Genomic DNA, 25,250 nt, shown 5'->3' on the forward strand with positions numbered 1-25,250 from the left:
CACCTGTCCGACAAGACGGCGCCCCGGAATGTGAGGCCGGCCCGCCGCCTCACATTCCGGACGGCCACGTTGTCGAACCACCGAGACCAGCACATCACCCGGAGGCTCACGAAGACCATGACCACCTCAACGCCGGAAGCACCGTTCACCGTCCCGGCGCCCACGCAGCGCTTGGAACGGGCGGCCGCCGCACTGACCGCGCACGGTTTCACCGTCGAGATCCTCGATGACGCCGCCGCGGCGCGTGAGCGCGTCAAGGAGCTGATTCCCGAGGGCGCCGACGTGTTCACCGGGGCCAGCGAGACCCTCCGCCTGTCCGGGATCGACGAGGACATCAACGGCAGCGGGCGGTACGCGTCCGTCAAGGCGCGCAGCAGGACCATGGACCGTGCCACCCAGCTGAACGAGATGTGGCGGATGATCGCCTGCCCCGACGTCATCGTGGGCAGCGTCGCCGCGGTCACCGAGACCGGATCCCTCGTCGCCGGCTCGGCCAGCGGAAGCCAGCTGGCCGGTTACTCGGGCGCCGCGATGCGCGCGATCTGGATCGTCGGAGCGCAGAAGGTCGTGCCCGACCTGGACACGGCGCTGCGCCGAGTCGAGGACCACTGCCTCCCGCTTGAGAACCAGCGGGCCATGGGCGTCTACGGGCAGCCCAGCGCCCTCAACCGCGTCCTCATCCTCAACGCCGAACCCGAGCCGGGGCGCGGCATCGTGCTGCTGCTCCGCGAAGCCATCGGCTTCTGAACCGGGACCGGTCCCTCCGACCAGCGCGAGGGACCGGTTTTTGGTTACTCTCCAGCGCGGTGCGGTCACAGGACGGTATCCTCCTGCCCGGGCAAGCCACGCCTGCCCGTCTGAGCACTGAGCGCCTACGCCGCTGGTGCGCCGACGACGAAGCGTCCTCGGACGACGCGTGGTACCCGAGCCCATGCCGTCCAGCGGTGCGCGTAGGACTCCGCCGGAGGACGTCGTGACCGCCGACCCCCATCGTCGCCCTTCCCGCAACCTGCAGCGCCGCATCCGCCGCCGCCAGGCCGCCACCGGCGAGCCCTACATGGCCGCGGCCACCGCCGTCCGGACGGAATGGGAGCGCGGCCAGCGCTACCTGTCCGACCCGTCGGTACCCGAGGACGTGGCCGCCGCCGTGCGGCGCGTCGGATTCATCCCCCTCGAACCCTTCGACCTGTCGGTCCACTGGGAATGGTGGTGCCGCTGCCAGTGGTGCGACGCGGTCGTCGAGGTGAGCCCCCGCGGCCACGGCTACCAATCACCGGGCCGCTGCCCCTACATCGTCTACGGCAGCATGCACGTGGACGGCCGCTGCACCCTCCCCGCACCGGACCCGGTGATCCGCACAGAGCCGCTCACCGAAGAGGAACTCCAGCAAATCTGGCAGCTCCCCCCACAACGCGCCCACAAAGTCTTCCCAACCCCAGGCCGCCGCCCCAGCCGATGAACACCGCGGCCTCACCGCCCCACGATGGGAGGCCGCCGGCGCCCCAAGCTGTGGATGCCGTCGGCGCGCTGCGCTACAGGCTGGCCGACGCCAGGGGCTAGGGAAGTGACTCCCCTCCCCGGGCTCTCAGGGAGGCATCAGGAGGTGCCGGCCCCGGCTGGTCAGGCGGTGCCTGACATGGGTGCCGTCCCGCTCGCTGTGGACCAGGCCCGCGTCCCGCAGCACCTTCAGGTGACCGCTCACCGTGGACGCGGGCATGCCCAGGCGGACGGCGACGGCCCCCGTCGTGAACCTGACGGTCAGGGCGCTGAGCACACGGGCCCGGCCGCTGCCCAGCAGGGCGGCGAGGGCGTCAGCGTGGCGGGTGGCGGTGCCGGACTCCCGGGGCTCGCCGCGGATCGGGTAGACCACGACCGGCGGCAGGCTGGGGTCGGCGATGGCGATCGGCGCGGTGTGGCAGAAGAAGGACGGGATCAGCCGGACGCCGCGTCCGTTCAGGCGCAGTTCGGCGTTCACCGGGTACGGCGCGGTGAGGACGGGGTCTCGCCACACGAACGGTGCCAGCGTCTCCAGCATCGCCACCGGGCCGCCCTCCAGCGCCTCCATCCGCCGCTCCCAGTCGGTGGCGACGGTGGCCTCGACCTCGCTCCAGTCCGGTGCGATCAGCCGGGTGTGGAAGTGCAGGACGGCGTCCGCGACCTGGTCGAGCAGGGCGCGGTCGCCCGAGGCGAGCCGCCGGGTCCAGCCGGGGAGCGTCCGATGGCGGGCCGCCTCGCGCAGTTCGCGGGCCAGCCGGGCGCCGGGCGTGGCGCGCAGCGTCCGCAAGGCGGCCGCCATCCCCTCCTCCGACTCGGTGGGGGTCAGAAAGTCGGGAAAATACGCGGCGTCGGCGGGCGCCAGGTCCCGGAGCAGCCGGGACGCCGCGCGCAGGTCGTCGTCCCGCAGCCGTTCCACCGCTCGGCGCCGCCACGGGTGCAGCCGCCGGGGCAGCCGGGCCAGGGACGTGGTGAGGACGTGGAGCCCGAGGAACGCCTCCCATATCGGATCGGCGGATCTCGCGAGCTGCACGTGCCGAAAATCGCGGTCACTGAAGTGAATGCGCAGGACGCCGCCCATCGCCCAAGATTAAAGAGCGGCGGTCACGAGGGGATTTCGACTGGGCCCGAATACCTCCGCCGCCTTCTGTTTCCCAGGCCCTTACCATCCGCTGCGTGCTGATTCGTCTCCCGAGTGCCGACGCGGAACCGCGGCCGAAAGAGCCCCGAGGCGGCGGATCCGCGCGCGTCCTGCCGGGGCGCCGTCTCCGCTGCCCGGGGCACCTCCGCTGCCGAGGTCCGCCGCTCCCGGCCGCGGCTCCGCGCACCCGGCGGCACGTGTCCGCGGGCCGTCGCCATCGCCGGTCCGCCTCTCATTCCCGGACCGGACGGCCATTCCGGGGGAGCACGCACGAGTCGTCCGACCGGCCGCGGCGGCCGCATCCCTGGATTCTTCGCGGTCGCCTCCGGGGCGCGACTTCCGGAGTTCCGCCAAACCGATCTTCTTCCGACCGGAGCAAGGAAATCCCCCACCAGGAGGTTCGGGTGAGCCAATCGAACATGTCCCGCCGGCAGGTGCTGAAGACCGCCGGCGGCGTGACCGCCGCGGCCGCGCTCGGCGGCGCGGGAGTCATCGGATCCGCCACCGCCGCCCACGCGGCCGGTGACGGGTTCGGCCTGCGGATCGTCGAACGCAACGAGAGCGACCCCCGCATGAAGTACTACCGTTTCGCCACTGACGCGATCGGATGGAACCCCGGGGTCAATGTCCTCCTTCCCAGCGACTACTCGAGCGGGCGGCGCTACCCCGTCTTGTACCTGTTCCACGGCGGCGGCCTCGACCAGGACTTCATCGCCTTCGACCGATGGGGCATCCGTCCCATCACCGTCGGCAAGCCCATCATCATCGTCATGCCCGACGGGGGGCACGCCGGCTGGTACAGCAACCCCGTCTCCTCCAACGTCGGCCCCCGCAACTGGGAGACGTTCCACATCGCCCAGCTCCTGCCCTGGATCGACGCGAACTTCCGCACCTACGCCGAGTACAACGGACGCGCGGTCTCCGGCTTCTCCATGGGCGGCTTCGGCGCGCTGAAGTACGCGGCGAAGTACTACGGCCACTTCGCGTCCGTCAGCGCCCACTCCGGCCCCGCGAGCCTGCGCCGCGACGCGGGCCTCGTCGTGCACTGGGCGAACGTCAGCTCCGCGGTCGCCGACCTCGCGGGCGGCACCGTGTACGGGGCGCCGCTGTGGGATGAGGCCAGGGTCACCGCGGACAACCCCGTGGAACGCATCCCCAGCTACCTCAACAAGCGGATCTTCCTGGTCGCCGGGACCAGCCCCGACCCGGTGAACTGGGCCGACTATGTCAACGAGACCCAGGTGCTCGCCGGCCAGCGGGAGTTCCGCGCCCGCCTCGGCGACGCCGGCATCCCCCACGAATGGCATGAGGAGCCGGGCGGCCACGTCCTCCGCGAGGGCATGTTCCGCCTCGACCTCGACGGCATCATCGGTCGGCTCCGCAAAGCGTGACCAGTCGTTCCCGGACGTCCCGGTCCCTGCTCCCCCGCCCCTCCTCGTGATCCCCACACGACGCCCGCCCCAGGAGCCCCGATGCGCAGGAGACTCATCCCACCCGCCATAGGTACCGCCGTCGCGACCGCCGCCGTCCTCACCGGCCTGGCCGGACCGGCCGCCGCGCAGGATCCCCCGTCCCCGGCCCCGGTGATCGTGGCCGGCCATGCGACCTCCGCCGGAACGGCCCTGGTCGCCGGCCAGAACAGGCCAGGAACCCGGCTGCACGTCGAGCCCGCGCGGACCACCGCCGTCCGCACGCTGGAGATCGACTACCAGGTCCAGGAGACCGGCTACTGGTGCGGGCCCGCAGCCACCCGCATCGCCCTCTCCGCGCGTGTCGCGCCGCCGAGCCAGGCGACCCTGGCCGCCGAACTGGGCACCACGCAGAACGGCACGGACCACATCAGCCAGGTGACATGGGTGCTCAACGCCCGGCTCGGAACGGGCTGGTACGAGACCAAGGAGATGCCCGACGACCCGCCCACGCAGGCGCAGCGCGACCTGCTGTGGCGGGACGTCGTGCTCGACATCGACAACAACTATCCGATCGTCGCGAACATCGTGGCCCCGCCCGGCAACCAGCCGCCCGGCTACCCGTCCGACCAGACGATCTACCACTACTTCACCGTGATCGGCTACGACGACGTGCAGCGCACCGTCCTCATCGCCGACCCCGCCTCGTTCGGGGGCTACCAGATCTACTGGCTCTCGTTCAACCAGCTCGCGACGCTGATCCCACCGAAGGGCTACTCGGCCTGACCTGGTGACGCGCGGTCTCGCCGCCCGGCCTTCCGACCGGCGGGACCGCGGTGGCGGGGAAGGTCGTGATCTCCGGCCGCGGAGCCCACCCGGGCGGCGCCGCTCCCGCACCCGACCGGGCGTCGGCGGCGCGGGGAAACACCCACCTGCCCACAAATCGTGCCGCCTCCGGCAGCGCTGCCGGAGGCGGCCAGGCATTCGATTCCGACCCTTCCATGACTATTCTCGGGCCCTGTGACGACAACTGGGCAGAATCGGCTCCTCCGTACGCAGCGAGAGCTTGAGGCGGTCGCGAGCAGCGATCCGGACGCCATCGCAGCGGTGCTTCGGGGCCACGCGCCTCATTTGGGGGAGAGGGAGGTAGTGCTGCGGGGATTGCTGCTCCTCGGTGGGCGCGGTGACGTCCCGTTCTCCCCGAACCCCTGGGGTATATCCGCCTCTTACGGCCTCGACGAGGCGCTGAGCCGCGTGTGGCTTCCGGTCGCCGAGCGGTGTCCGCAATTCCTGGCCGCCGTCCGGCGGGAGATTTTCGGGCTGGCGCTAGTGGAAGCGTCGGGTGAGTTCTCACTCGCCTACCTATTCCTGCGATGCTTCGGCCGACGGGCCTCCTCGTCGGCGCCGAGGAGCCTGGATGCGCTGCTCTCGCGAGCCGAAGAGGGAGCCCGGCTGGAGGTGATGTGGGGAGAGAGGCCGTTCCCGCCGGACTCGCCTCCCATTTCGGTGCTGGACGTATCCGTTCCCGCCGCAATCCAGGCGCTGGCCGGGGTGCACACCGTGCTGAGGTCCCCTGAGTCCCATTTGCAGTTCACCGACTCCGGCGGCGAAACCCTCGGCGACCTGCTGCGGGAGCGCAATGCCGAGTTCTATGAAGAAGACGTGGACGAGGAAGAGGAGGAAGAGGAGGACTGGCAGCTCGCGGATCTCCGCGCGGGAGTGTTCGACCGATGCATCTATCTAGGGCACTGCGATGAGGCCGCCGAGGGGTATTACTACGACCTCGGCAACGGGCGACCGTCCCCGGACCCGTTGGTCGTGACACATGACCAGGACGGCTCCTCGCACGGCGACAGTCTCCTGGAATGGTTCGACCGCCGTGCCCAGGAATTGCTCCTGTGCGTCCCCTCGGGCTGACGTGACGATCACAACGCGCCGTTCCGGCAGCGGCTGATAGATCCACACGTCCAGGAGCGGACCAGCCTTCACGCTCCAACCGCTCTCTTCGGGTGCTGAGGGGCCCCGCCTGCGTGACCGGGCCCGCGTGAAAGCGATCCGGGAAGCGAGCGAAGTACGGGTGACGACCATCCACCCGGAGGTGCCCATGCCGGACCCCACGGAAGGGGCGGCAGCATGACCGCCCCGCCCGACACGGCTCCGACGGACGCGGAACTGCTCGCCGCTTCCGTCCGCGACGGCGACCACTTCGCCGCCGTCTACGACCGGCATTACGCCGATGTCCACCGCTACATCGCCGGGCGCCTCGGCCCGCAGGCGGCCGACGACGTCGTGGCCGAGACCTTCCTCGCCGCCTTCCGCAGCCGCGCCGCCTTCGACCCGTCCCGCGGGTCCGTCCGGCCCTGGCTGTTCGGCATCGCGACCAACCTCGTCGCCCGGCACCGCCGCACCGAGACCCGGCGCTACCGGGCGTTCGCGCAGGTCGGGGTGGACCGCGACCCCGGCGGCCACGACGACCGGGTCGCGGCCTCGGTGTCCGCGGCGCGGCTCCAGCCCGCGCTGGCCCGTGCGCTCGCCTCGCTGTCCCGCAAGGACCGCGACGTCGTGCTGCTCAAGGCCCTGGCCCAGCTCACCCACGAGGAGATCGCCGACGTCCTCGGCATCCCGTACGGCACCGTCGGCTCCCGCCTGAACCGGGCGCGCAAGAAGTTGCGCGCCGGACTGCCCGCCCACACGGAAGGACTGTGACCATGGACGAGTTCCAGATGATCGCCACGATGCTGGACGAGCCGCCCACGCCGGAGACCGAGGCGGCCGTCCGCCACCAGGTCCTCAACGGGATGCGCGGGGCGCAGCGGCCCGCGCGCCGCGTCTGGCGCCGTCCCGCCCTGTGGAGCGGCTTCGGCCTGGCCGCCACCGCCGCCGCCGTCACGGGGACGGTCGTCCTGTCGTCCGGGACGACCCCGCGTGCGCCCGATCCCGGCCACGGGCCGGCCGCCGTGCAGCCGATGTCGGCGAAGACCGTGCTCCTCACCGCCGCCGAGCACGCCGAGACCGCCCCGGCCGGCGGCAAGTACTGGCATGTCCTGAGGGTGCAGTCGAGCGCCTTCTGGAACGAGAAGGAAGACTACTGGTCGTACGGACGCCAGCTGATCGGGCAGTGGAGCCGCCCGGACGGCCGGTCCTGGACGGGAACCCGAGGACTCGACCCCGTGCCCATGTCCCCCAAGGACGCGGCCCCCTTCCGGCGGGCCGGCTCGCCCGACCCGAACCCGATCCGCCCCACGCTCGACAAGGACACCGGGACGAAGACCTTCCTGGTCTGCGACAGGGGCATGACGTTCAAGCAGGTCCAGGCGCTGCCGACCGACCCCGGCGAGCTGAGGAGCGCGCTGAAGCGGGCGATCCCGCGCGACCACCCCACCGCGGGGGGCACACCGGACGAGGTCGTGAAGAACTGCGCGACCGATCTGCTCAGCTCCGTCCCCGTGCCCCCGAAGGTTCGCGCCGCCACCTACCGGATGCTCGCCGCCATGCCCGGGGTCACGGCCGTGGGCGCGGTGACCGACGAGCGCGGACGCAAGGGAGTCGGGCTGCACGTGCGGGTCATGCGCGAGGTGGCCGACACCCTGGTCATCGACCCGGAGTCCTCCTTCGTGCTGAGCCTGTCGCGCACCACTGCCAATGTCCCCGGCGAGGTCGACAAGACCCTGTACCTCCAGGCCGGCTGGACCGACAGCGCCCCGAGGATCCCCACCCTGCCCTGACCGTCCACGCGAGCGCCCTTGGATGACGAGCCGCAGGAACTGGTGAGCCGGGTCTGGACGGCCGCGTGATCGCGGCCGTCCAGACGCCGTCCCAGGCCGTGCGGATGTCGGAGACCGGATCGGTGACGGGGTCAAGGCGGCTAATGGGTTGCATGCGGCGCACGTCTGCAGAAGGCTCCCTTGAATGGAGCCGTTAGCGCCGTCGGATCCCGCCCGCATCGCCTCCTACGAGTTGCTGGCCCGGCTCGGCGCGGGCGGTATGGGCCTCGTCTACCTGGCACGTTCTCCCGGGGGACGGCTCGTCGCGGTAAAGGTCATCCACACTCACCTCACCGACGCCCCCGGCTTCCTGCGGCGCTTCCGGCGCGAGGTCGAGGCCGCCAGAGCGGTCAGCGGCTTCTATACGGCCCCCGTCATCGACGCCGATACCGACGGCCGCCCCGCATGGCTCGCGACAGCGCACGTGGCGGGTCCCGCACTCGACGCCGTCGTCCGCACGCGCGGGCCCTTGCCCCGGCGGACGGTCACGGCGCTGGCGGCGGCGCTCGCGGAGGCGCTCAAGGCCGTTCATACGGCCGGGCTGGTCCACCGGGACCTCAAGCCGTCCAACATCCTGCTCGCCGAGGACGGGCCCCGGGTGATCGACTTCGGGATCGTGCGGGCGGCGGACGGCACCGAGACGACCGGCGGGTTCGTCGGCACACCCGCCTACATGTCGCCGGAACAGGTCCACGGCGGGGAGATCGGCCCCGCGAGCGACGTGTTCTCGTTGGGCGGCGTGCTGTACTTCGCCGCCACCGGCCACCCGCCCTTCGGGTCCGGTGACCTCCCGGCGGTCCTGCACCGCGTGTTGACACAGGAACCCGACCTGGCCCCCGTCCCGGCGGAGCGGCGCGACCTCATCGGCCGCTGCCTGGCCAAAGAGCCGTCCATGCGCCCCGTACCGGACGAGATCCTCGCTGAACTGGCCGACTCGGTCGCGGAGGGCCCGGTCGACTGGACGGCCGGGCCGCAGCGCACGCTGATCGACGAGTACGCCACCAGGATCTCGTCGTACACCGGCCCGAAACCCGCCCCGGAGCCGCAGCCGGAACCGGAGCCGGAACCGAGGCGGAGACCCGAGCCGGACCCGGAGATCGAGACCGAGCCGCCGCTCCAGCCGGCCCCCGAGCCGAGGCCCGCCGCTTCACGGCCCCGCCCTCCTGAGGCGATCGTCCGCACGTCCCGGCGGTCCCGGCGACGTGGTTGGACGATGCTGGCGCTCGCGGCGCTGCTGGGCACGATCGTCTTCACCGTGCTGGATCTGGGCGGCTCGGGGCGGGATGGAGGTTTCCGGCCGTGGTCCGTCGATGACGCGGTCGGAGCCGCCGTCGTCTCCGACGGGCTGGTCTACATCGGTAAGAAGGACGGGACCGCCGCCCATGACGCGCGGACGGGCAGGCGGCGCTGGGAGTCTAAGGCAGGCGAGAGAGAAGTGGTGGTCGGCCGTCACGGCGCCGTGCTCGTCGTCTGGAGCCCGACGCGGCTGAGCGCCCTCGATCCGCGGTCGGGGAATCGGCTCTGGCGGATCCCGATGGATCCGGACGGCTGCGCGACCCGGCCCGGCTCTTCGGGCCTCATCCTGGTGATCGACAAGAGCGACCGGCAGGACGGCGCGCGCGTGTCGGCCGTCGAAACCGCCACCGGAGCCCGGATCTGGAGCAAGACGCTCCGCGCCAGTGCCTGCACATCCGACATAGGGGTCACCGAGCGAGGCATCATCGCGGTCACGTCCGGCAAGGACGAGGACGAGAACGTCCTGGTCTTCTTGGCGGCCGAATCCGGCGAAGGCTGGCGCGCGACGACCGAACGGGTGGCGACCTTCACGGCCGGCGACTCGAACGTCTACACGGCCACCAAGGCCGAAGACGGGTATCGGATCCGCGCATATGCCGCGGACACGGGCCGCCGTCGCTGGGACGTCGCACTGCCGAGCCCGGACGGTGCGAATGATGTCGACGACCCCGAGATGACCACGGCGGGCTCGGATCTATACGTGCTCGAAGACGGCACTCTCTACGCCTTCCGAGGTTCGGACGGGCGTCAACTCTGGAAGTCCCCCATCTCGGATGAGACCTCTGGGCGCCTCTTCGTCACGGGCGGCGTGGCCTACGTTGACTGGAACGACAGCTATACCCGCTACATCCACACCGTTGAGCGAACTTCGCTGGCGGCGATCGACGTCCAGACCGGCCGGCGCCTATGGCACAAGCGCCTCGACTCGGGAGCGGGTTTCGCCGGGGTCGAGGGGCGCACGGTCTATGTGGCCTCCCACAAGGACCGCTCCTTCCGGCCGGACGACAACACGCTCATCGCCTTCGACGCGCGAACGGGGCACCAGCGCTGGACACGGGACTCGGACGTCAGAAGCGGCATCGTCGTCGCTTCCGGCGTTCTCTACGTCCTCAACGAGGACAAACTCGAAGCGATCGACGCCGCCACCGGCGGCGGGCCCTGAACCCGCGGTCCGGGAATGTCCGAGGCGGTCGTCAGGACGCCCTTCTCGGAGCTGATGCGCTGGAGTGACGCATGGGTGCGGAGCATCGATACCGAACCTGACCCGGACGTGGTGCGCACTCGCCGGCTCGGTTTCGCCTGTGAGAGGGGCGGGGGGCAGCGGCCCGTCCGGGATGTGGGACGGGACATGCGACTCGCCGCTACTCAAGGGGGCCAGCGGGGTGGTAGTGCCGGGTGGTCAGTGAATGTCGGTGGCGGATTGGACGGCTGTGCGGAGGGCTGCGCGGGTCAGTAGGAGGACGGGGCCGTCCGGGTCCTTGCTGTCGCGGACGGCGACCGCGCCGGTGACGGCGGCCAACTCGACGCAATTGCCGCCGTTGGAGCCGGTGTGGGTGCTCTTGCGCCAGTGGGTGTCGGGAACGCTCGCCAGCTCGACGCAGTCGCCGCCGTTCTCGCCACTGTGGGCACTTCGGCGCCAGTTGAGGTCTTTCAGAGACATGGAGCCAGTGTCGGACGCGCGGTCGAGCTTGTCAGCGGGCGTGTCCGTCCGGTTGGGGTTGCCCCTGGGGAAGGTGGACGGGCTTGGGCTCCGCCTGTGGCGATGGGTGAGGTGCGGCGGGTCGTCCGGGGCGGGCGATGCGACGACTCGCCGCTACTCAAGGGGGCCCAGCAGGGTGGTGGTGCCGGGTGGTCAGTGGGTGTCGGTGGTGGATTGGAGGGCTGTGCGGAGGGCTGCGCGGGTCAGTAGGAGGACGGGGCCGTCCGGGTCTTTGCTGTCGCGGACGGCGATCGCGCCGGTGACGGCGGCCAACTCGACGCAATTGCCGCCGTTGGAGGTGGTGTAGGTGCTCTTGCGCCAGTGGGTGTCGGGGATGCTCGCCAGTTCGACGCAGTCGCCGCCGTTGGAGGCACTGTAAGTGCTGCGGCGCCAGTTGACGTTTTCCAGGGGCATGGGGCCAGTGTCGGACGCGTGGTTGAGCTTGTCAGCGAGCGTGTCCGTTCGGCTGGGGTTGCCTCTGGGGGAGGTGGACGGGCTCGGGTCTCGCCTGTGGCGAAGGGTGAGGTGCGGCGGGTCGTCCGGGCAGGCGATGCGACGACTCGCCGCTACTCAAGGAGGGCGGCGGGGTGGTGGTGCCGGGTGGTCAGTGGGTGTTGGTGGCGGATTGGACGGCTGTGCGGAGGGCTGCGCGGGTCAGTAGGAGGACGGGGCCGTCCGGGTCCTTGCTGTCCCGCACCGCCACCACCGACGCACCGACCGCTCCAGCCACGTCCGCTAGCTCGACGCACTCACCGCCGTTGGGACCGCTGTAGCTGCTCTTTAGCCAGGAGAGCCCTGTCAGTTCGACGCAGTTACCGCCGTTGGAACCGCTGTGGCTGCTCTTGCGCCACTTGGCGTTTGTCAGGTCCATCTTTCCTCGATGACCTTTCGGATCAGTTCACGCGACATCGCCTGCGTGAGCGCCTGAGAACGGAGCTCGACCAGAGTTTTCGCGAGGTTGGACAGATCCGCGGGGTTGTCTGTGGTGATACCTCGGATCGCTGTCTCGATGTAGGCGATCTCGCTCCGATCCTCCATCGTCGCGACCACGAAGGCGCCCAGGACGCCTTCGTGCTCACCACTAGACAACACTACTTGAACCGTGACGTTGGGCAACAAACTCAGCTCTAGAAGGTGTTCGAGCTGTTCACGCATCGTCTCCGGCGTCCCGACGAGGTTGTACAGGACGTGCTCGTCGAGTAGGAACAGGACTGTCGGTGGGGCTGGGTCGTCCCTGGTGAGGATGGCCTGGCGGCTGATACGAGCGTCGGCGGCTTCCTGGTTGCCGCGCAGCATTGCCAAGGCGTAGGCAGGTGTCTGGGCCAGCCCAGGGACTACGGAGTTCTGCCAGTTCACCAGCATGACCGCGTCCGACTCGATCTGTGGCCAGTCGAACCAGATCGGTACCGGGTGCCCGTCCTTGTTCAGGTCTTCCCACAGGCTGATGAGAGAGCCGCCTGCCTCCAGGTGGTCGTCCACGGCGACCACGAATGACCGTGTTGCGCGCTTCTTTCCGTTCTCGATGCGGCTGACCTGGGGGCCGCTCACCTTCGTCAGATGAGCGATGGTCTCCTGCTTGATGTCTTTGGCCTCCCTCAACCGGCGCATTTGGCGACCGAAGGCGACGAGGGCGGGCGACTCACGGGGGCGTTGGCGTCGTGGGGGCATGGGTTTTACCTCTCGGCGGAATCTGTCGAGTTCGGGGGATGACCTACCACTGCCTGCCACCTCACAGCGGTAGCCACATCTTAACGCGAAAATAGCGCACTGTGTGTTGCACGCCACACACAGTGAGGAGAGGTCATGGGGCAGGCGGCGACGCAGAACGAGATGGTGGTGAAGCGGGATCCCAAGGTCGTCGCGGAGGTCCGGCAGTTCGTGCGGCTGGTCACCGGCGAGTACGGGATGGACGACTTCGTGCCGTGTCTGGTGGCCAGCGAGTTGGTCACCAATGCGCTTCAGCACGCGAAGTCGGAGACGGACGAGGACGTGGTGCTGCGGTTGAGCCGGACCGAGGACGACGCGCTGTGGATGGAGGTCCAGGACGCCGCCTGCGGCCTGCCGCACATGCTGGCGGCCGATACGACGAGCGAGACGGGCCGGGGCCTGTTCATCGTCGATCAGTACGCCCGCTGCTGGGGCATCCGCTCCCTGGCCGGCAATGTCGGCAAGGTCGTCTTCGCGGTCATCGACCGCACCTGAAGGCCAGCGGAGGGGCGTTCCCTCCCGTCCGCCCCTCCGCCCCCTCCGGGAAGACCGGTGCCGCGCCACACAGAGCCAGGGCCGGCCGGCATTGACGGTCGCCTGGAAGGTGGCGGGGTGTGGCGGGTCGTGCAGGGTGCTGAGGGACCGGCGCCGCGTCCACCGCGGTCACGGCCGTGACCTATATGCCCTGACGGCCTGACCCGCGTGCTCGGTTGTGGCTGCTCGGCAGCGGACGGGGCCGCCATCGCGATGGTTTCGCCGGCGTGAACTGGTCCGGCTTGAGCGACATATCGTTTATCGTTAATATCGAGATTCGATATGCGTCAGCCTGGGGACGAGGAGGTGCCAGAGACGTGAGCGACATGCGCTGGTGGACCTGGAGCAAGGGAGACAGCCGCATCCTGGAAGCGACCGTAGGTCTGGCCTTGCTGCTCGTGGCCCTGTTCGGTGCGCTCTTGCCGATTCTGGGCGTGACCGGGCTGCGAGAGCCGACCCGCACCCGTCAGGTCGAAATCGAGGATCTTGCGCAGGTGCCCGCGGCGGCGTCGGCAGGCAGTGTGAGACTGCGCGGCACGCACACCGCCGAGCTGAGCCTGGCCGACCCCGGCCTCGCCGAGCGCCTGCTGCTCGTCCTTCCCGGCCTTGTCCAGGCAGCGCTGCTGCTGGTGATCCTGGGACTCCTCTACCGGATGGCGCGCACCCTGCGATACGGCGACGTCTTCGTGACGCAGAACGCCCGACGGCTGGGCGTCATCGCACTGGCCATCCTGACCACCGCCACCATCGTCCCGCTCGCCGACACCGTCACCACCCACCTTCTGGTCAGCGGCACGGCACTCGCCTCCAAGGTCCCGACCACCTACGAGCTGTCCGGCTCCACCCTGCTCCTCGGGTTCTTGGTCGCCGCCGCCGCTGAGGCATTCCGCCAAGGCACCCTGCTGCGCGCCGACACCCAAGGGCTGGTCTGATGCCACCCGAAGAACCGCACCAGATCAAGGTCCACCTCGACCGCCTCCTGGCCGAACGCGACATGACCCTGGCCGAACTCGCCGAACGTGTCGGCGTGACCGTCGTCAACCTGTCCATCCTCAAGAACGATCGCGCCAAGGCCATCCGTTTCACCACCCTCAGCGCCATCTGCCGCGAACTCGGCTGCCAGCCCGGCGACCTCCTCACCTCCGACCACCCATAGGCCCACCCTCCGCCTGTGGCGTGGGCGGGGTGCGGCGGGCCATGTGTCCGGTCGCGGACTGGACACACCACCCTCCGAGTACGGCGCGCCACGATTGTCCTCGCGCATCGCGAAACTCGATGCGGTGGTCGCGGCGGGCTGGAGCCGGTGTCGTTTCCGTCCAAGACGGGTTCATGTCCGCGGCCTAGTGTGAAACTCGGCAGCCGGCTCGGAACATGAGGAGAAAACGCTATGCGCAAGCTGGTCTACACCGGTTTCATGTCGCTCGACGGGGTCGTGGACTCGCCCGGCGGTGGGCCGGGGGAGGGGCACCGCAGCGGCGGCTGGGTGTTCAAGGACCTCGAGTTCGTTCCGGAAGCCTGGTCGCTGAAGGGCGAGGAGCTCGCCGACACGACGGCGCTGATGTTCGGCCGCCGCAGTTACGAGGCGTTCGCGCCGGTCTGGCCCGGCTCGGCGGACCACGCCGACTACAAGGAACTGCCCAAGTACGTGGTGTCGACCACGCTGGGCGACGACGCCCTCGTCGACGGGTGGGGGCCGACGACGATCCTGCGCTCGACCGAGGACGTCGCCGCGCTCAAGGAGTCCGACGGCGGCGCGATCTTCATCCACGGGAGCGCGGAACTGGCCCGGCGGCTGGCGGACGCGGACCTGATCGACCAGTACAACCTGCTCGTCTTCCCCGTGCTGCTCGGTGCCGGGAAGAGCGTGTTCGCGCGGGCCGACCGCGACAAGCAGATGCTGAAGCTCCGGGAGTCGGAGACCTACCGGAACGGGATCCTGAAGCTGGTCTACGACGTCGCGCGCTGATCCAGGGCGAGGCCGATCGCGCCTCCGCCGCCCTCGCGCAGCTGCCCGGCGGTGCGTCCGACGTAGGTGCGCAGCGCCCGGGCCAGGTGCGGCTCGTCGAAGTAGTCGAGCTTGGCGACGACGGCGGCCGCCGGGTCGCCGGCCGCCAGCAGCCCGGCCGCCGTGCGGGCCCGCTCGATCTGCCGGACGGCGCCGCGCGTCAGCCCGGTCGCGGCGCGGAACCGGCGTTCGACCGTGCGCCCCGAGACGTCCGGGCGGTGCCCCCGCAGCACCTCGGCGACGAGCGGGTCGGCGACCACGATCCCCGACCGGACGAGACGGTCGACCAGGGCCTCGGCGTCGTCGGGGCCGGGCGTCTCCCAGCGCGCGCCGTCCAGCCGGAACGTCCGGCGGGTGGTGTCGGGGAGCACGACGCCCGTGTCCACCAGCGCCGGCGTGGGCATGGCCCGCAGCGAGGTGCCGACCGCGAAATCGATGCCCGTGAAGGTCGCGCCCTCCGGCACCGGCGCCGTGCTGGTCCGGGTCTCGGGCCCGGTGACGGTCGTGTGCGCGCGGCCGTCCTGCTCCCAGAACACCAGGCCCCAGCGCACCCCTGCGACGGACGTCATCTCCGTGACCTGCTCGCTCGTGCAGGTCCAGACGGCGTCGATCCAGGGCGAATCGGACTCGCGCGTCCCGAAGCGCAGCTCCACGGCCGAAGGATACGCCGCACCGCGGACCCGCGCGGGAGGCCACTTTGTTGATGCTAACATCAGGTTCATATCTGCCCCGTGCGGCCGAGCCTCCACCGCGGTTCCGGTGCGCGGCGCGGTGCGGTCCAGCGAGCAAAAGCCGATGTTAGGTTCAGGTGTGGAGAAGGCACAGACCCCCCGTCCGACACAGCGCGGGCGCAAGACGCTCGCGGCCATCGAGGCGGCCGCCCGTCGGATCATCGCCCGTAAAGGCTTCCTGTTGATGACGGTCGCCGACATAGCGCAGGAGGCCGGGCGCTCGCCCGCCTCCTTCTACAACTACTACGACTCCAAGGAAGACCTGCTCGCCCACTGGGCGGGCGGCTTCCGCGAGGAGGCCAAGGCCCGCGCCGTCGTCGCCTACAAGCACGGGGTCCCGCACCGCGAGCGCGTCATGGAGTCGGCGCGCGCCCACTGGGAGACCTACCGCGAGCGGCTGGCCGAGATGGTGGGCGTCTTCCAGCTCGCCATGATCAACGAGGAGTTCGCCGGGCACTGGCGGGAGCTGTGCGACGACGCCGTGCAGAGCATCGCCGACGGGGTCCGGCGCGCCCAGCGCGAGGGGTACTGCCCCGGCGCCGACCCCGAGCTCACGGCCAGGGCCATCGTCGCGATGCTCAACCAGTTCTGCTACGACCTGCTCGCCGGGGCCGGCGAGGGCGCCGACATCGACGACGAGGCCGCCGTCCGCACGCTCGGCGAGATCTGGTACCGGGCGATCTACTGGCGGGCCGACGACGACTGAACCGCGGCCGCCCCGCCGGGCGCGGCGGCCCGAGCAAGGAGCGCGAAGATGGCGCCGACGACGCTCGCCGGAAAGATCTGGGACCGTCATGTCATCGAGCGGGGCGATTCCGACCTCCTCTACATCGACCTCCATCTCCTGCACGAACTGACCTCGCCGCAGGCGTTCGAGGGGCTGCGCACGGCCGGACGCGCGGTCCGCCGCCCCGACCTCGCCGTGGCGACCGCCGACCACAACGTCCCCACCTCGGCCGAGGGGCTGTCCCTGCTGGACGGCCTGAGCGCCCGGCAGCTGCGGATCCAGCGCGACAACTGCCGGCAGGCCGGCATCGAACTCCATCCGCTCGGGTCGCCGGGGCAGGGCATCGTGCACGTCATCGGCCCCGAACTCGGCCTGACCCAGCCGGGCATGACGATCGTGTGCGGCGACAGCCACACCGCCACCCTCGGCGCGTTCGGCGCGATCGCGTTCGGCATCGGGACGAGCCAGGTCGAGCACGTCCTGGCCACGCAGACGCTCTGGGCGCCGCGGCCGCGCACCATGGCCGTGACGGTGCGCGGAACACCGCGTCCCGGCACCACCGCCAAGGACCTGACCCTCGCGATCATCGCCCGCATCGGCACCGCCGGGGGCGCCGGGACGCTCATCGAGTACCGGGGCGAGGCGATCGCGGCGCTGCCGATGGAGGGGCGCATGACCGTGTGCAACATGGCCATCGAGGCCGGGGCGCGCAGCGGGATGATCGCCCCCGACGAGACCACCTTCGCCTACCTGGAGCACCGCGAGCGCTCACCGCGCGGACGGCTCTGGGAACGTGCGCTGGACGACTGGCGCACCCTCCGCACCGACGACGGCGCGGTCTTCGACCGCGAGGCCGTCATCGACGCGGCCTCGATCGGGCCGCAGGCGAGCTGGGGCACCAACCCGGCGCAGACCACCGGCATCGACGGGGCCGTGCCCGCGCCGGAGTCCTTCGCGGACCCCGCCGAACGCGCCGCCGCCGAACGGGCACTGGCCTACATGGACCTCGCGCCCGGCACGGCCATGCGCGACATCGGGATCTCCACGGTCTTCATCGGGTCGTGCACCAACGGCCGGCTCGCCGACCTGCGCGCCGCCGCCGACGTGCTCCGCGGCCGCAGGATCGCGCCCGGCGTCCGGGCCCTGGTCGTGCCCGGCTCGACGCGGGTCAAGCGGCTGGCCGAGGAGGAGGGCCTGGACGAGGTCTTCCGCGCCGCCGGGTTCGAATGGCGCTCCTCCGGCTGCTCGATGTGCGTCGGGATGAACGGCGACGCCGTCGAGCCGGGCGGGCGCAGCGCGTCCACGTCCAACCGCAACTTCGAGGGACGCCAGGGGCCGGGCGCGCGCACGCACCTGGTGTCGCCCGAGTCCGCCGCCGCCTCGGCGGTCCTCGGGCACCTGGCGAGCGCCGCCGATCTCCGGGAGCACTGATGGAGCCCGTCACGGTCGTCACCGGCCGCGCCGTCCCGCTGGACCGGGGCGACGTGGACACCGACCAGATCATCCCGGCCCGCTGGATGAAGCGGGTCGAGCGCACCGGCTACGCGGACGGCCTGTTCGAGAAGTGGCGCCGCGATCCGGACTTCGTGCTGAACCGCCCGGAGTACCGCGGGGGGACGATCTTGATCGGCGGCCCGAACTTCGGCTGCGGCTCCTCCCGCGAGCACGCGCCGTGGGCGCTCCGCGACTACGGCTTCCGGGCGATCGTCGCGCCGGGCTTCGCCGACATCTTCCGCGGCAACCTGCCGAACAGCGGCCTGGTCCCGGTGCAGGTGGCGCCCGAGATCGCCGCGGCCCTGCTCGCCGCGGCGACCGCCGACCCCGCCACGGAGATCGTCATCGACGTCGTGGAACGATCCATCGACTGCCCGGCCGCCGGGGTCCGCGACAGCCCCTTCCACCTGGACGACTCCGCCCATCACCGGCTCGTGAACGGCCTGGACGAGATCGACCTGACCCTGGGCCGGAACGAGGCCATCACCGCCTACGAACGCACGCGTTCTCCCTGGTTGCCGACGGGCCGCGCCTGACATCGGTGCCGCTCCGCGTATGGACATCGTCCTCGGCCGCGGGCTAAGGTCCAAATCCGACGTCAGGTTTACTTTTGGGAGTGTCGCCATGCCGGTGGAGCGTCTTTTCGTCGGGCTCGACTCCCCCACGGCCCAGCGGGCCGGTGCCGGGGGACACCCGTGCCAGGGGGTGTACCACCGCCCATCGGGCCGGTCCCCGAAGATCGCGCTGATCGCGACGCACTACTCCGTCGACTTCTCCGAGCACTACCTCGCCGACTTCATCGCCGAGCGCGGCCTGGGGTTCCTGGGCTGGAACACGCGCTTCCGGGGCGCCGAGAGCCACTTCCTGCTCGACCACGCCCTCGTCGACATCGGCAGCGGGGTCCGGTGGCTGCGCGAGGAGGCGGGGGTCGAGCGGGTCGTCCTGCTGGGGAACTCGGGCGGGGGGTCCCTGATGGCCGCCTACCAGTCGCAGGCCAGGGAGCCCAACGTCGCGCCGCTCCCGGGCATGCGGCCCGCGCGCGGCGTCGAGGAGCTTCCGGCGGCCGACGCGTACATCTCGACCGCCGCGCACCTGGGCCGCCCCGAGGTGCTCACGGCGTGGATGGACCCGTCGGTCGTCGACGAGTCGGACCCGGTTTCGACCGACCCCGCGCTCAGCCTCTTCGACGAGGGGAACCCGGCGCCCTACTCGGCGGAGTTCCTCGCCCGGTACCGCGAGGCCCAGACGCGGCGCAACCACCGCATCACCCGCTGGGTGAAGGACGAGATGCGCCGGCTCAAGGCGGCCGGGGTCCACGACCGCCTGTTCAACGTCCACCGCACCTGGGCGGACCCGCGCATGGTGGACCCCACGATCGAACCGACGCGGCGCGAGCCCAACTCCTGCTACGGCGGGGAGCCCGCCCGCGCCAACGCGTCGGTCTTCGGCATCGCGAGCACCTGCACGCTGCGCACCTGGCTCTCCCTCTGGAGCCTGGAGGACTCCCAGACCCGCGCGACGCCGCACCTCGCCCGCATCAAGGAGCCCGCGCTCGTGGTGAACGCCGACATGGACACGGGCGTCTTCCCCAGCGACGCGGACGCGATCCTGGAGGCGCTCGGCTCCGCGGACAAGGAGTCCCACGTCATCGCGGCCGACCACTACTTCCGCCGGGACGGGGGCGACGCGGCCCGCGCCGAGCTGGCGGACCTGGTCGCGGACTGGACGAAGGCGCGCCTGGCATGACCGGTGCGTCGGCCGACATCGGCCTGCTCGCGCTGCGCGTCGTCTTCGGGCTGTACCTCGCCGGGCACGGGCTGCAGAAGTTCGGCCGGCTGGGCGGGCCGGGGCTGGCCGCGACCGCGCAGGCTTTTGAGCGGGGCGGCTTCCGTCCGGGACGTCCCATGGCGGCCCTCGCCGGAAGCCTCGAGATCGCCGCAGGGCTGGCCCTGGTCGCCGGGTTCGCGGGCCCGGCCGCCGCCGCGACGGTCGTCGGCGTGATGCTGGTGGCCTGCTCGCTGCACGTCCCGAACGGCCTGTGGGAGAGCAGGAAGGGCGTGGAACTGCCCGCGGTCTTCGCGACCGCCGGCCTCGCCCTGCTCTTCACCGGGACCGGACGCGTCTCGCTCGACCATCTTCTCGGCATCGACGACCTCGCGGGCCTCCGCGAGTCGGCGCTTCTTCTCGCCGTGGTCCTCGCCGGGGTCGTCGCGACCCTCGTGCGCCGCCGCGCGCAGCTGCGGTCGGCGGCCGTCCGCTCCGCTGAGCAGCAGTAATTCGCTCCCGAAGTATTGACACTGACGTTAGCTTCGTAAATGCTTAGCTAAATCTGAGGTCAGTGTCACATCCCCCGCCAGCCTTCAGCGAATCATGAGGTAGCGCCTTGAGAACACGACTCGCCTGCATCTCCCTGGTGGCCACCGCCGCGCTGGCCGGCGCATGCGCCACCCCGGCCGCGTCCACGAGCAAGGACGGCGTGAAGGTCGACGCCGGAGTCACCGCCGACGAGATCAAGATCGGTCTCTTCAACGGCTACACCGGCCCCGTCGCCGCGGGGGCGATCGCGGGGGCCGCCGGCTTCGACGCGCGCCTGGCCAAGGCCAACGCGGCCGGCGGCGTGTGCGGGCGCAAGCTCGTCTCGGTCCGCGCCGACACCAAGTACGACCCGGCCGTGGCGGTGCAGGTGTACCGCGCCAACGTCAAGGACATCGTCATGATCGGGCAGCTGCTCGGCGCGACGAGCATCTACGGGCTGAGCCAGCAGATCGCCCGCGACGACATCGCCACCCTCGCCGCGACCAGCGCGGCCGAGGTGATCAAGCTGGAGAACGTCTACCTGTTCACCACCCCGTTCCCCATGTACGTGATCAACGGGCTGGACTGGGCGAAGCGGGAGCAGGCCGGGTCCGGCGGCAAGCTCAAGGTCGGCGTCATCTACCAGGACGACGCGTTCGGCCAGGAGGGCCAGAAGGCGGTGCGCTACGTCGCCGCCAACGACCCGGACGTCGAGGTCGTCGCCGAGGCGGGCTACGACGTGAAGGCGGAGGACTTCACCGCCCAGATCCTGAAGATGAAGAAGGCGGGCGCCGAGACCGTGTGGATCCACGGCATCGCCTCCAAGACCGGCCCCATCCTCAGCCAGGCGTCCCAGCTGGACTTCTCGCCCCACTGGCTGACCGTCGACTCGGGCTACGAGAGCGCGCTGGCGCCCCAGCTCGGCAAGCTGCTCGACAAGCTGCACGTCGTGACCAGCAGCGTCCTCTACACCGAGAACGTGCCCGCGATGGCCGAGGTGAAGAAGAACGTCGAGAAGGTGGCGCCCGGCACCAAGCCCGACCAGCTCGTCATCGCCGGCTGGATCGACGCGTCCGTCGCCGTCGCGGCGCTGGAGAAGGCCTGCGAGAAGAAGGACCTCACCCAGAAGGGCGTGGTCGCGGCCATGTCCGGGCTCAGCGTCACGACGGACGGGCTCAGCCCCGACCTCGAGTACGGCGCGGCCGGCCCCGACAGCCGGATCCCCTCGCGGCAGACCCGGGTCAACAAGATCGACCTGAAGACCGGGATCCCGGTGCCGGTCACCGGCTTCGGCGCGACGGACCTGGCCGCCAAGTGGCGGCTGGCCGACGGCGCCAAGGGCTGACGGGCCGGCGAGGCGATCATGAACAACTTCCTGCAGCTGGCCTTCCAGGGGATGACCCTCGGGTGCATCTACGCGCTGATCGGCCTGGGCTTCGTCATGGTGTTCAAGAGCTCCGGCGTGTTCAACTTCGCGCACCCGGTGTTCGTGATGATCAGCGCCTACATCGTCGCCGCGCTCGCCCCCCACGGGTTCGGCTGGGGCGTCCTGGTCGCCCTGGTGTGCATGGCGGCGCTCGCGATCGTGTGCGAGAAGGTCATCCTGCGCCGCCTGGCGGGACGCTCCCTCTACGTCGTGATCATGGCGACGCTCGGCCTGTCCGTGATGGGGCAGGCGGTCGTCGCGATGTCGTGGGGCGTCAACCCGAAGGGGTCGACCGAGGGGCCGATGGGGCGCGGAGTGCTGCGCGTCGGCGGCGTCGCCCTCTCCTGGACGGGCGTGTGGATCATCACCGTCTCCCTGCTGCTCCTCGCGCTGCTGTGGACGTTCTTCCAGCGGACCCGCTACGGCCTCGCCCTGCGGGCCGCCGCGGACCACCATGAGGCGGCCCTGGCGCAGGGCATCAACATGCGCTGGGTCCAGACCGTCTCCTGGGGCATCGCCGGGGTGCTGGCGGTCGCCGGCGGGGTCTTCCTCGGCGCCTTCCCGCGCCGCGTCTCGCCGGACATGGTCGACACGGCGCTCGGCGCGCTGCCGGCGCTGGTGATCGGCGGGTTCAACTCGCTGGCCGGCGCGGTCGTCGGCGGGATGAGCGTGGGGCTGCTGCTGGTGCTCGGCTCCGGCTACCTGGCGGAGTACGGCGGCGTGCACGTCGTCCTCCCGTACCTGGCGATGCTGCTGGTGCTCACGCTGCGGCCCTCCGGACTGTTCGGGCACCACGAAGCGGAGCGCATCTGATGACCTCCACCGTCTCCACCCGTCCCGGCACCGGCGCCGCCTCGGCGCCGGGCGGCCGGCCCCGCCCGTGGACGTCCCGCGCCCCGCGCGCCGCGGCGGTCGCCGCGCTGCTGGCCGTCCCGCTGTTCACCACGCCGCAGTGGCAGGCGATCGCCGTCTTCTCGGTCATCTACGCGATCGCCGCGCTCGGCCTGCACGTCCTGACCGGGATGGCCGGGCAGGTCTCGCTCGGCCACTCCGCCTTCGTCGCGGTCGGCGGCTACACCGCGATCTGGCTGGGCGCCGACCAGGGCCTGCCCATCTGGGTGTGGCTCCCGGCCGCGGCCCTGGTCAGCGCGGCGGTCGGGCTGCTCGTCGTCCCGTTCGCGGCCCGGCTGCGCGGGCTCTACCTCGCGGTGGTCACGCTCGCCGTCCTCTTCGCCGCCGAGTACCTGTGGGACGTCTGGGAGACGCTCACCGGCGGGAGCAAGGGCCGGCCCTCGCAGTCGGCCGTCCTGTTCGGCCACGACCTGCTGGACGACGTCATCATCGGCCGGTTCATGCTGACCGGCGACCAGCAGTTCTTCTACCTGGCCTGCGCGGTGCTCGCGGTGGCCGCGGTGGCGGCCCGCAACCTGAGCCGCACCCGGCCGGGGCGGGGCTTCGCCGCGATCCGCGACCGGGACCTGACCGCCGCCGTCGTCGGCGTCCCGGTCGCCCGGATGAAGAGCGCGGCGTTCGCCGTCGCCGCCGCGTACGCGGGCATCGCCGGCGCGCTCCTCGTCGCCTACCAGACGTACGCGGTCCCCGACCAGTGGGACCTGATGCTGTCGGTCGAGCTGCTCGCGATGATCATCATCGGCGGCGTCGGGTCGCTGCGCGGCGCCATCGCGGGCGCGGTCTTCGTGACCGCCATCCCGCAGGTGGTGACGCTCCTCGCCCGCGTCGTCCCGGGGATCAGCACGACCCCCTCGGCGGGCGGCGGCGTCTCCGTCGACGTGCTCGCGAACTTCCTCTACGGGCTCACCGTGGTGGCGGTGCTGGTCTTCGAGCCGCGCGGGCTCGCCGGCATCTCCGAACGGGTGCTGGACGCCGCCGGCCGGAAGAACCGGAAGGGACGGTCAGATGGCTGAGAAGAACGCGGCTGAGAAGAACGCGGCGGCGAGCCTCGCCGTCGACGACCTCACCGTGGGCTACCGGACGGGCGGCGTCGTCCTGGAGGAGGTCTCCCTGAAGGTGCCCGCCGGCCGGATCGTGACGCTGGTCGGGCCGAACGGCGCCGGCAAGACGTCGCTGCTGCGCGCGGTCTCCGGGCTCCTCAAGCACCACGAGGGCGCGGTCCACCGCGGGCGGGTCACGCTGGACGACGACGTCATCACCGGCGCGGACGCCTCCGCCGTCGTGCGGCGCGGCGTGGCGCAGGTGCTCGAAGGGCGGCAGGTCTTCCCCAACCTCACGGTGCGGGAGAACCTGCTGGCCGGCGCGCACACCCTGCGCCGCGACGACGCCCGCCGGGAGCCGGCGTTCGAGGAGATCCTCGACCTGTTCCCGGTGCTGCGGCGGCGGCTCGGGCAGCGGGCGGGCTTCCTGTCCGGCGGCGAGCAGCAGATGCTCGCGATCGGCCGGGCGCTGATGACCCAGCCCCGGCTGCTGGTCCTGGACGAGCCGAGCCTCGGGCTGGCGCCGCGCATCGTCGAGGAGATCCGCGACGTCGTCCTGGCGATCAACGCCAAGGGCACCACCGTCCTGCTGGTCGAGCAGAACGCCCTGCTGGCCTTCCAGGTCGCCGAGTACGGCTACGTGCTGGAGGGCGGCCGGATCGTGTGCGGCGGCCCGGCCGCCGAGCTGGCCGGCGACGAGCGGATCGCGCGCTACTACATGGGCGGGCAGGACATGAGCGGGCGGCGTGCCCGGCGGACCGCGGAGAGGGCGAGCCGATGACCACCACCGAGCACCCCGTGGTACTCGAACTCCAGGACGTCACGCTGAACTTCAGCGGCGTCAGGTCCCTCGACGGCGTCTCGCTGGAGATCCGCGAGGGGGAGACCTTCGGCATCATCGGGCCCAACGGTGCGGGCAAGTCCTCGCTGTTCAACTGCGTGTCCGGGGTCTACCGCCCGCAGGAGGGCAGGATCCGGCACCGCGGCCGGGACATCCTCGGTTCCCGGCCCGACCGGGTCAACGCGCTCGGCATCGGGCGGACGTTCCAGAACGTCGAGTCCTTCCCCACCATGACCGTCCTCGACAGCGTGCTGCTCGGCTGCATCGCCCGGCAGCGCGCCGGCATCCTGCGCGGCATGCTCTGGTACGGCTGGGCCGCGCGCGAGGAGCGCGAGAGCAGGGCCAAGGCCGAGGAGACCCTGGAGATGTTCGGCCTGGGCGAGCTGCGGGACACGCGGATGGGCGAACTGCCCGGCGGGACGCAGCGCCAGGTCGAGCTGTGCCGGGCCCTCGCCGCCGAGCCCGACGTGCTGCTGCTGGACGAGCCCGTCGCCGGGATGACGCACGACGAGGTCGAGTCCATGGTCGACGCCATCCTCGACGCCCACGAGCGGCTCGGGCTCACGGTGGTGCTGATCGAGCACAACATGGGCGTGGTGATGGACATCTGCGACCGGATCGCCGTCCTCGACTTCGGCCGCCTCGTCGCCGTCGGCACCCCCGAGGAGATCGGCCGCGATCCCGCGGTCCTCGCCGCCTACCTCGGCAGCGCCGAGGCCGACCCCGCGTGACGTC

At 71.1% G+C, this 25,250-nt stretch carries 28 protein-coding genes; 22 read left to right on the forward strand and 6 right to left on the reverse strand.

Annotated elements, in window-relative coordinates:
• The first annotated feature begins 117 nt into the window (after nt 1–117).
• Entirely contained in the window at nt 118–747 is a 630-nt protein-coding gene (locus ACGFI1_RS38215; RefSeq protein WP_392792563.1) for an LUD domain-containing protein, read from the forward strand.
• A 226-nt stretch (nt 748–973) separates the two neighbouring features.
• Complete coding sequence (locus ACGFI1_RS38220) at nt 974–1,459, forward strand: hypothetical protein (RefSeq protein ID WP_392792564.1); 486 nt, start codon at nt 974–976, stop codon at nt 1,457–1,459.
• A gap of 126 nt (nt 1,460–1,585) precedes the next feature.
• On the opposite strand, the gene ACGFI1_RS38225 is transcribed toward ACGFI1_RS38220, so the two are convergent.
• The gene (locus tag ACGFI1_RS38225; RefSeq protein WP_386874964.1) at nt 1,586–2,527 is read right to left on the reverse strand and encodes a helix-turn-helix domain-containing protein; all 942 of its coding nucleotides are present in this window, start codon (nt 2,525–2,527) and stop codon (nt 1,586–1,588) included.
• Nucleotides 2,528–3,039: 512 nt separating this feature from the next.
• Between ACGFI1_RS38225 and ACGFI1_RS38230 the strand changes: the two genes are divergently transcribed.
• The 6 genes from ACGFI1_RS38230 (at nt 3,040) to ACGFI1_RS38255 (ending at nt 10,266) form a co-directional block, all read left to right on the forward strand.
• The gene (locus ACGFI1_RS38230) at nt 3,040–4,026 is read left to right on the forward strand and encodes an alpha/beta hydrolase (protein ID WP_386874963.1); all 987 of its coding nucleotides are present in this window, start codon (nt 3,040–3,042) and stop codon (nt 4,024–4,026) included.
• Between the two features lie 81 nt (nt 4,027–4,107).
• Nucleotides 4,108–4,830: a C39 family peptidase gene (locus tag ACGFI1_RS38235; RefSeq protein WP_392792565.1), complete on the forward strand. Its 723-nt coding sequence runs from the start codon at nt 4,108–4,110 to the stop codon at nt 4,828–4,830.
• A gap of 234 nt (nt 4,831–5,064) precedes the next feature.
• On the forward strand, nt 5,065–5,961 hold the full coding sequence (locus ACGFI1_RS38240) for a hypothetical protein (protein WP_392792566.1): 897 nt from the start codon (nt 5,065–5,067) through the stop codon (nt 5,959–5,961).
• 216 nt (nt 5,962–6,177) lie between these two features.
• Nucleotides 6,178–6,750 (forward strand): RNA polymerase sigma factor, encoded by a 573-nt coding sequence (locus ACGFI1_RS38245; RefSeq protein ID WP_386874960.1) that lies wholly within the window; start codon nt 6,178–6,180, stop codon nt 6,748–6,750.
• A 2-nt stretch (nt 6,751–6,752) separates the two neighbouring features.
• Nucleotides 6,753–7,769: a CU044_5270 family protein gene (locus tag ACGFI1_RS38250; protein WP_392792567.1), complete on the forward strand. Its 1,017-nt coding sequence runs from the start codon at nt 6,753–6,755 to the stop codon at nt 7,767–7,769.
• Nucleotides 7,770–7,953: 184 nt separating this feature from the next.
• Nucleotides 7,954–10,266, forward strand: coding sequence for a protein kinase domain-containing protein (locus tag ACGFI1_RS38255; protein WP_392792569.1), 2,313 nt, complete (start codon nt 7,954–7,956; stop codon nt 10,264–10,266).
• 237 nt (nt 10,267–10,503) lie between these two features.
• On the opposite strand, the gene ACGFI1_RS38260 is transcribed toward ACGFI1_RS38255, so the two are convergent.
• The 4 genes from ACGFI1_RS38260 to ACGFI1_RS38275 form a co-directional block, all read right to left on the reverse strand.
• Nucleotides 10,504–10,764, reverse strand: coding sequence for a DUF397 domain-containing protein (locus tag ACGFI1_RS38260; protein WP_392792571.1), 261 nt, complete (start codon nt 10,762–10,764; stop codon nt 10,504–10,506).
• 192 nt (nt 10,765–10,956) lie between these two features.
• Nucleotides 10,957–11,217, reverse strand: coding sequence for a DUF397 domain-containing protein (locus tag ACGFI1_RS38265; RefSeq protein WP_392792573.1), 261 nt, complete (start codon nt 11,215–11,217; stop codon nt 10,957–10,959).
• Between the two features lie 190 nt (nt 11,218–11,407).
• Complete coding sequence (locus ACGFI1_RS38270; RefSeq protein WP_387069092.1) at nt 11,408–11,674, reverse strand: DUF397 domain-containing protein; 267 nt, start codon at nt 11,672–11,674, stop codon at nt 11,408–11,410.
• A complete protein-coding gene (locus ACGFI1_RS38275; protein WP_392735335.1) occupies nt 11,665–12,471 on the reverse strand; it encodes a helix-turn-helix domain-containing protein in 807 nt (268 codons plus the stop codon). Before ACGFI1_RS38275 ends, ACGFI1_RS38270 begins: the two co-directional genes overlap by 10 nt.
• Before the next feature lie 135 nt (nt 12,472–12,606).
• On the opposite strand from ACGFI1_RS38275, the gene ACGFI1_RS38280 reads away from it, so the two are divergent.
• The 4 genes from ACGFI1_RS38280 (at nt 12,607) to ACGFI1_RS38295 (ending at nt 15,010) form a co-directional block, all read left to right on the forward strand.
• Nucleotides 12,607–13,005, forward strand: a complete 399-nt coding sequence (locus ACGFI1_RS38280) for an ATP-binding protein (protein ID WP_392792574.1) — start codon at nt 12,607–12,609, stop codon at nt 13,003–13,005.
• Nucleotides 13,006–13,361: 356 nt separating this feature from the next.
• On the forward strand, nt 13,362–13,976 hold the full coding sequence (locus ACGFI1_RS38285; RefSeq protein ID WP_392792575.1) for a DUF2975 domain-containing protein: 615 nt from the start codon (nt 13,362–13,364) through the stop codon (nt 13,974–13,976).
• Nucleotides 13,976–14,200 carry a helix-turn-helix domain-containing protein gene (locus tag ACGFI1_RS38290; protein WP_387069100.1) on the forward strand — a complete coding sequence of 75 codons (225 nt, stop codon included), beginning with the start codon at nt 13,976–13,978 and terminating at the stop codon, nt 14,198–14,200. The genes ACGFI1_RS38285 and ACGFI1_RS38290 overlap by 1 nt, the downstream gene beginning before the upstream one ends.
• 231 nt (nt 14,201–14,431) lie before the next feature.
• The gene (locus ACGFI1_RS38295) at nt 14,432–15,010 is read left to right on the forward strand and encodes a dihydrofolate reductase family protein (RefSeq protein WP_138633333.1); all 579 of its coding nucleotides are present in this window, start codon (nt 14,432–14,434) and stop codon (nt 15,008–15,010) included.
• Here the strand turns inward: ACGFI1_RS38295 and ACGFI1_RS38300 are convergent.
• Nucleotides 14,992–15,702, reverse strand: coding sequence for a helix-turn-helix domain-containing protein (locus tag ACGFI1_RS38300; protein WP_138633330.1), 711 nt, complete (start codon nt 15,700–15,702; stop codon nt 14,992–14,994). The genes ACGFI1_RS38295 and ACGFI1_RS38300 overlap by 19 nt on opposite strands.
• Nucleotides 15,703–15,859: 157 nt before the next feature.
• On the opposite strand from ACGFI1_RS38300, the gene ACGFI1_RS38305 reads away from it, so the two are divergent.
• The 10 genes from ACGFI1_RS38305 (at nt 15,860) to ACGFI1_RS38350 (ending at nt 25,246) form a co-directional block, all read left to right on the forward strand.
• The gene (locus ACGFI1_RS38305; RefSeq protein ID WP_364548997.1) at nt 15,860–16,486 is read left to right on the forward strand and encodes a TetR/AcrR family transcriptional regulator; all 627 of its coding nucleotides are present in this window, start codon (nt 15,860–15,862) and stop codon (nt 16,484–16,486) included.
• A 48-nt stretch (nt 16,487–16,534) separates the two neighbouring features.
• On the forward strand, nt 16,535–17,938 hold the full coding sequence (gene leuC / locus ACGFI1_RS38310; protein ID WP_392792576.1) for a 3-isopropylmalate dehydratase large subunit: 1,404 nt from the start codon (nt 16,535–16,537) through the stop codon (nt 17,936–17,938).
• Complete coding sequence (gene leuD, locus ACGFI1_RS38315; protein WP_392792577.1) at nt 17,938–18,537, forward strand: 3-isopropylmalate dehydratase small subunit; 600 nt, start codon at nt 17,938–17,940, stop codon at nt 18,535–18,537. The genes leuC and leuD overlap by 1 nt, the downstream gene beginning before the upstream one ends.
• A gap of 88 nt (nt 18,538–18,625) precedes the next feature.
• Nucleotides 18,626–19,747 carry an alpha/beta hydrolase gene (locus tag ACGFI1_RS38320; protein ID WP_392792579.1) on the forward strand — a complete coding sequence of 374 codons (1,122 nt, stop codon included), beginning with the start codon at nt 18,626–18,628 and terminating at the stop codon, nt 19,745–19,747.
• Entirely contained in the window at nt 19,744–20,277 is a 534-nt protein-coding gene (locus ACGFI1_RS38325) for a DoxX family protein (protein WP_392792581.1), read from the forward strand. The genes ACGFI1_RS38320 and ACGFI1_RS38325 overlap by 4 nt, the downstream gene beginning before the upstream one ends.
• 107 nt (nt 20,278–20,384) lie before the next feature.
• The gene (locus ACGFI1_RS38330; RefSeq protein WP_301176395.1) at nt 20,385–21,641 is read left to right on the forward strand and encodes an ABC transporter substrate-binding protein; all 1,257 of its coding nucleotides are present in this window, start codon (nt 20,385–20,387) and stop codon (nt 21,639–21,641) included.
• Nucleotides 21,642–21,659: 18 nt separating this feature from the next.
• Nucleotides 21,660–22,535 carry a branched-chain amino acid ABC transporter permease gene (locus tag ACGFI1_RS38335; RefSeq protein WP_386874946.1) on the forward strand — a complete coding sequence of 292 codons (876 nt, stop codon included), beginning with the start codon at nt 21,660–21,662 and terminating at the stop codon, nt 22,533–22,535.
• Nucleotides 22,535–23,647 carry a branched-chain amino acid ABC transporter permease gene (locus ACGFI1_RS38340; RefSeq protein WP_386874945.1) on the forward strand — a complete coding sequence of 371 codons (1,113 nt, stop codon included), beginning with the start codon at nt 22,535–22,537 and terminating at the stop codon, nt 23,645–23,647. Before ACGFI1_RS38335 ends, ACGFI1_RS38340 begins: the two co-directional genes overlap by 1 nt.
• Nucleotides 23,640–24,455 (forward strand): ABC transporter ATP-binding protein, encoded by an 816-nt coding sequence (locus ACGFI1_RS38345; protein WP_392792582.1) that lies wholly within the window; start codon nt 23,640–23,642, stop codon nt 24,453–24,455. The genes ACGFI1_RS38340 and ACGFI1_RS38345 overlap by 8 nt, the downstream gene beginning before the upstream one ends.
• On the forward strand, nt 24,452–25,246 hold the full coding sequence (locus ACGFI1_RS38350; protein WP_138633300.1) for an ABC transporter ATP-binding protein: 795 nt from the start codon (nt 24,452–24,454) through the stop codon (nt 25,244–25,246). Before ACGFI1_RS38345 ends, ACGFI1_RS38350 begins: the two co-directional genes overlap by 4 nt.
• The last annotated feature ends 4 nt before the right edge of the window (nt 25,247–25,250 follow it).

The sequence above is a fragment of the Actinomadura geliboluensis genome, from assembly GCF_043197915.1.
Taxonomy (GTDB): domain Bacteria; phylum Actinomycetota; class Actinomycetes; order Streptosporangiales; family Streptosporangiaceae; genus Spirillospora; species Spirillospora geliboluensis.

Bases quoted from the DNA above. Each gene is read 5' to 3' on its own strand.
- ACGFI1_RS38215 (WP_392792563.1), top strand. From the start codon at position 118: ATGACCACCTCAACGCCGGAAGCACCGTTCACCGTCCCGGCGCCCACG.
- ACGFI1_RS38235 (WP_392792565.1), top strand. From the start codon at position 4,108: ATGCGCAGGAGACTCATCCCACCCGCCATAGGTACCGCCGTCGCGACC.
- ACGFI1_RS38245 (WP_386874960.1), top strand. From the start codon at position 6,178: ATGACCGCCCCGCCCGACACGGCTCCGACGGACGCGGAACTGCTCGCC.
- ACGFI1_RS38250 (WP_392792567.1), top strand. From the start codon at position 6,753: ATGGACGAGTTCCAGATGATCGCCACGATGCTGGACGAGCCGCCCACG.
- ACGFI1_RS38255 (WP_392792569.1), top strand. From the start codon at position 7,954: ATGGAGCCGTTAGCGCCGTCGGATCCCGCCCGCATCGCCTCCTACGAG.
- ACGFI1_RS38260 (WP_392792571.1), bottom strand. From the start codon at position 10,764: ATGTCTCTGAAAGACCTCAACTGGCGCCGAAGTGCCCACAGTGGCGAG.
- ACGFI1_RS38265 (WP_392792573.1), bottom strand. From the start codon at position 11,217: ATGCCCCTGGAAAACGTCAACTGGCGCCGCAGCACTTACAGTGCCTCC.
- ACGFI1_RS38270 (WP_387069092.1), bottom strand. From the start codon at position 11,674: ATGGACCTGACAAACGCCAAGTGGCGCAAGAGCAGCCACAGCGGTTCC.
- ACGFI1_RS38275 (WP_392735335.1), bottom strand. From the start codon at position 12,471: ATGCCCCCACGACGCCAACGCCCCCGTGAGTCGCCCGCCCTCGTCGCC.
- ACGFI1_RS38280 (WP_392792574.1), top strand. From the start codon at position 12,607: ATGGGGCAGGCGGCGACGCAGAACGAGATGGTGGTGAAGCGGGATCCC.
- ACGFI1_RS38290 (WP_387069100.1), top strand. From the start codon at position 13,976: ATGCCACCCGAAGAACCGCACCAGATCAAGGTCCACCTCGACCGCCTC.
- ACGFI1_RS38295 (WP_138633333.1), top strand. From the start codon at position 14,432: ATGCGCAAGCTGGTCTACACCGGTTTCATGTCGCTCGACGGGGTCGTG.
- leuC (WP_392792576.1), top strand. From the start codon at position 16,535: ATGGCGCCGACGACGCTCGCCGGAAAGATCTGGGACCGTCATGTCATC.
- leuD (WP_392792577.1), top strand. From the start codon at position 17,938: ATGGAGCCCGTCACGGTCGTCACCGGCCGCGCCGTCCCGCTGGACCGG.
- ACGFI1_RS38320 (WP_392792579.1), top strand. From the start codon at position 18,626: ATGCCGGTGGAGCGTCTTTTCGTCGGGCTCGACTCCCCCACGGCCCAG.
- ACGFI1_RS38325 (WP_392792581.1), top strand. From the start codon at position 19,744: ATGACCGGTGCGTCGGCCGACATCGGCCTGCTCGCGCTGCGCGTCGTC.
- ACGFI1_RS38335 (WP_386874946.1), top strand. From the start codon at position 21,660: ATGAACAACTTCCTGCAGCTGGCCTTCCAGGGGATGACCCTCGGGTGC.
- ACGFI1_RS38340 (WP_386874945.1), top strand. From the start codon at position 22,535: ATGACCTCCACCGTCTCCACCCGTCCCGGCACCGGCGCCGCCTCGGCG.
- ACGFI1_RS38345 (WP_392792582.1), top strand. From the start codon at position 23,640: ATGGCTGAGAAGAACGCGGCTGAGAAGAACGCGGCGGCGAGCCTCGCC.
- ACGFI1_RS38350 (WP_138633300.1), top strand. From the start codon at position 24,452: ATGACCACCACCGAGCACCCCGTGGTACTCGAACTCCAGGACGTCACG.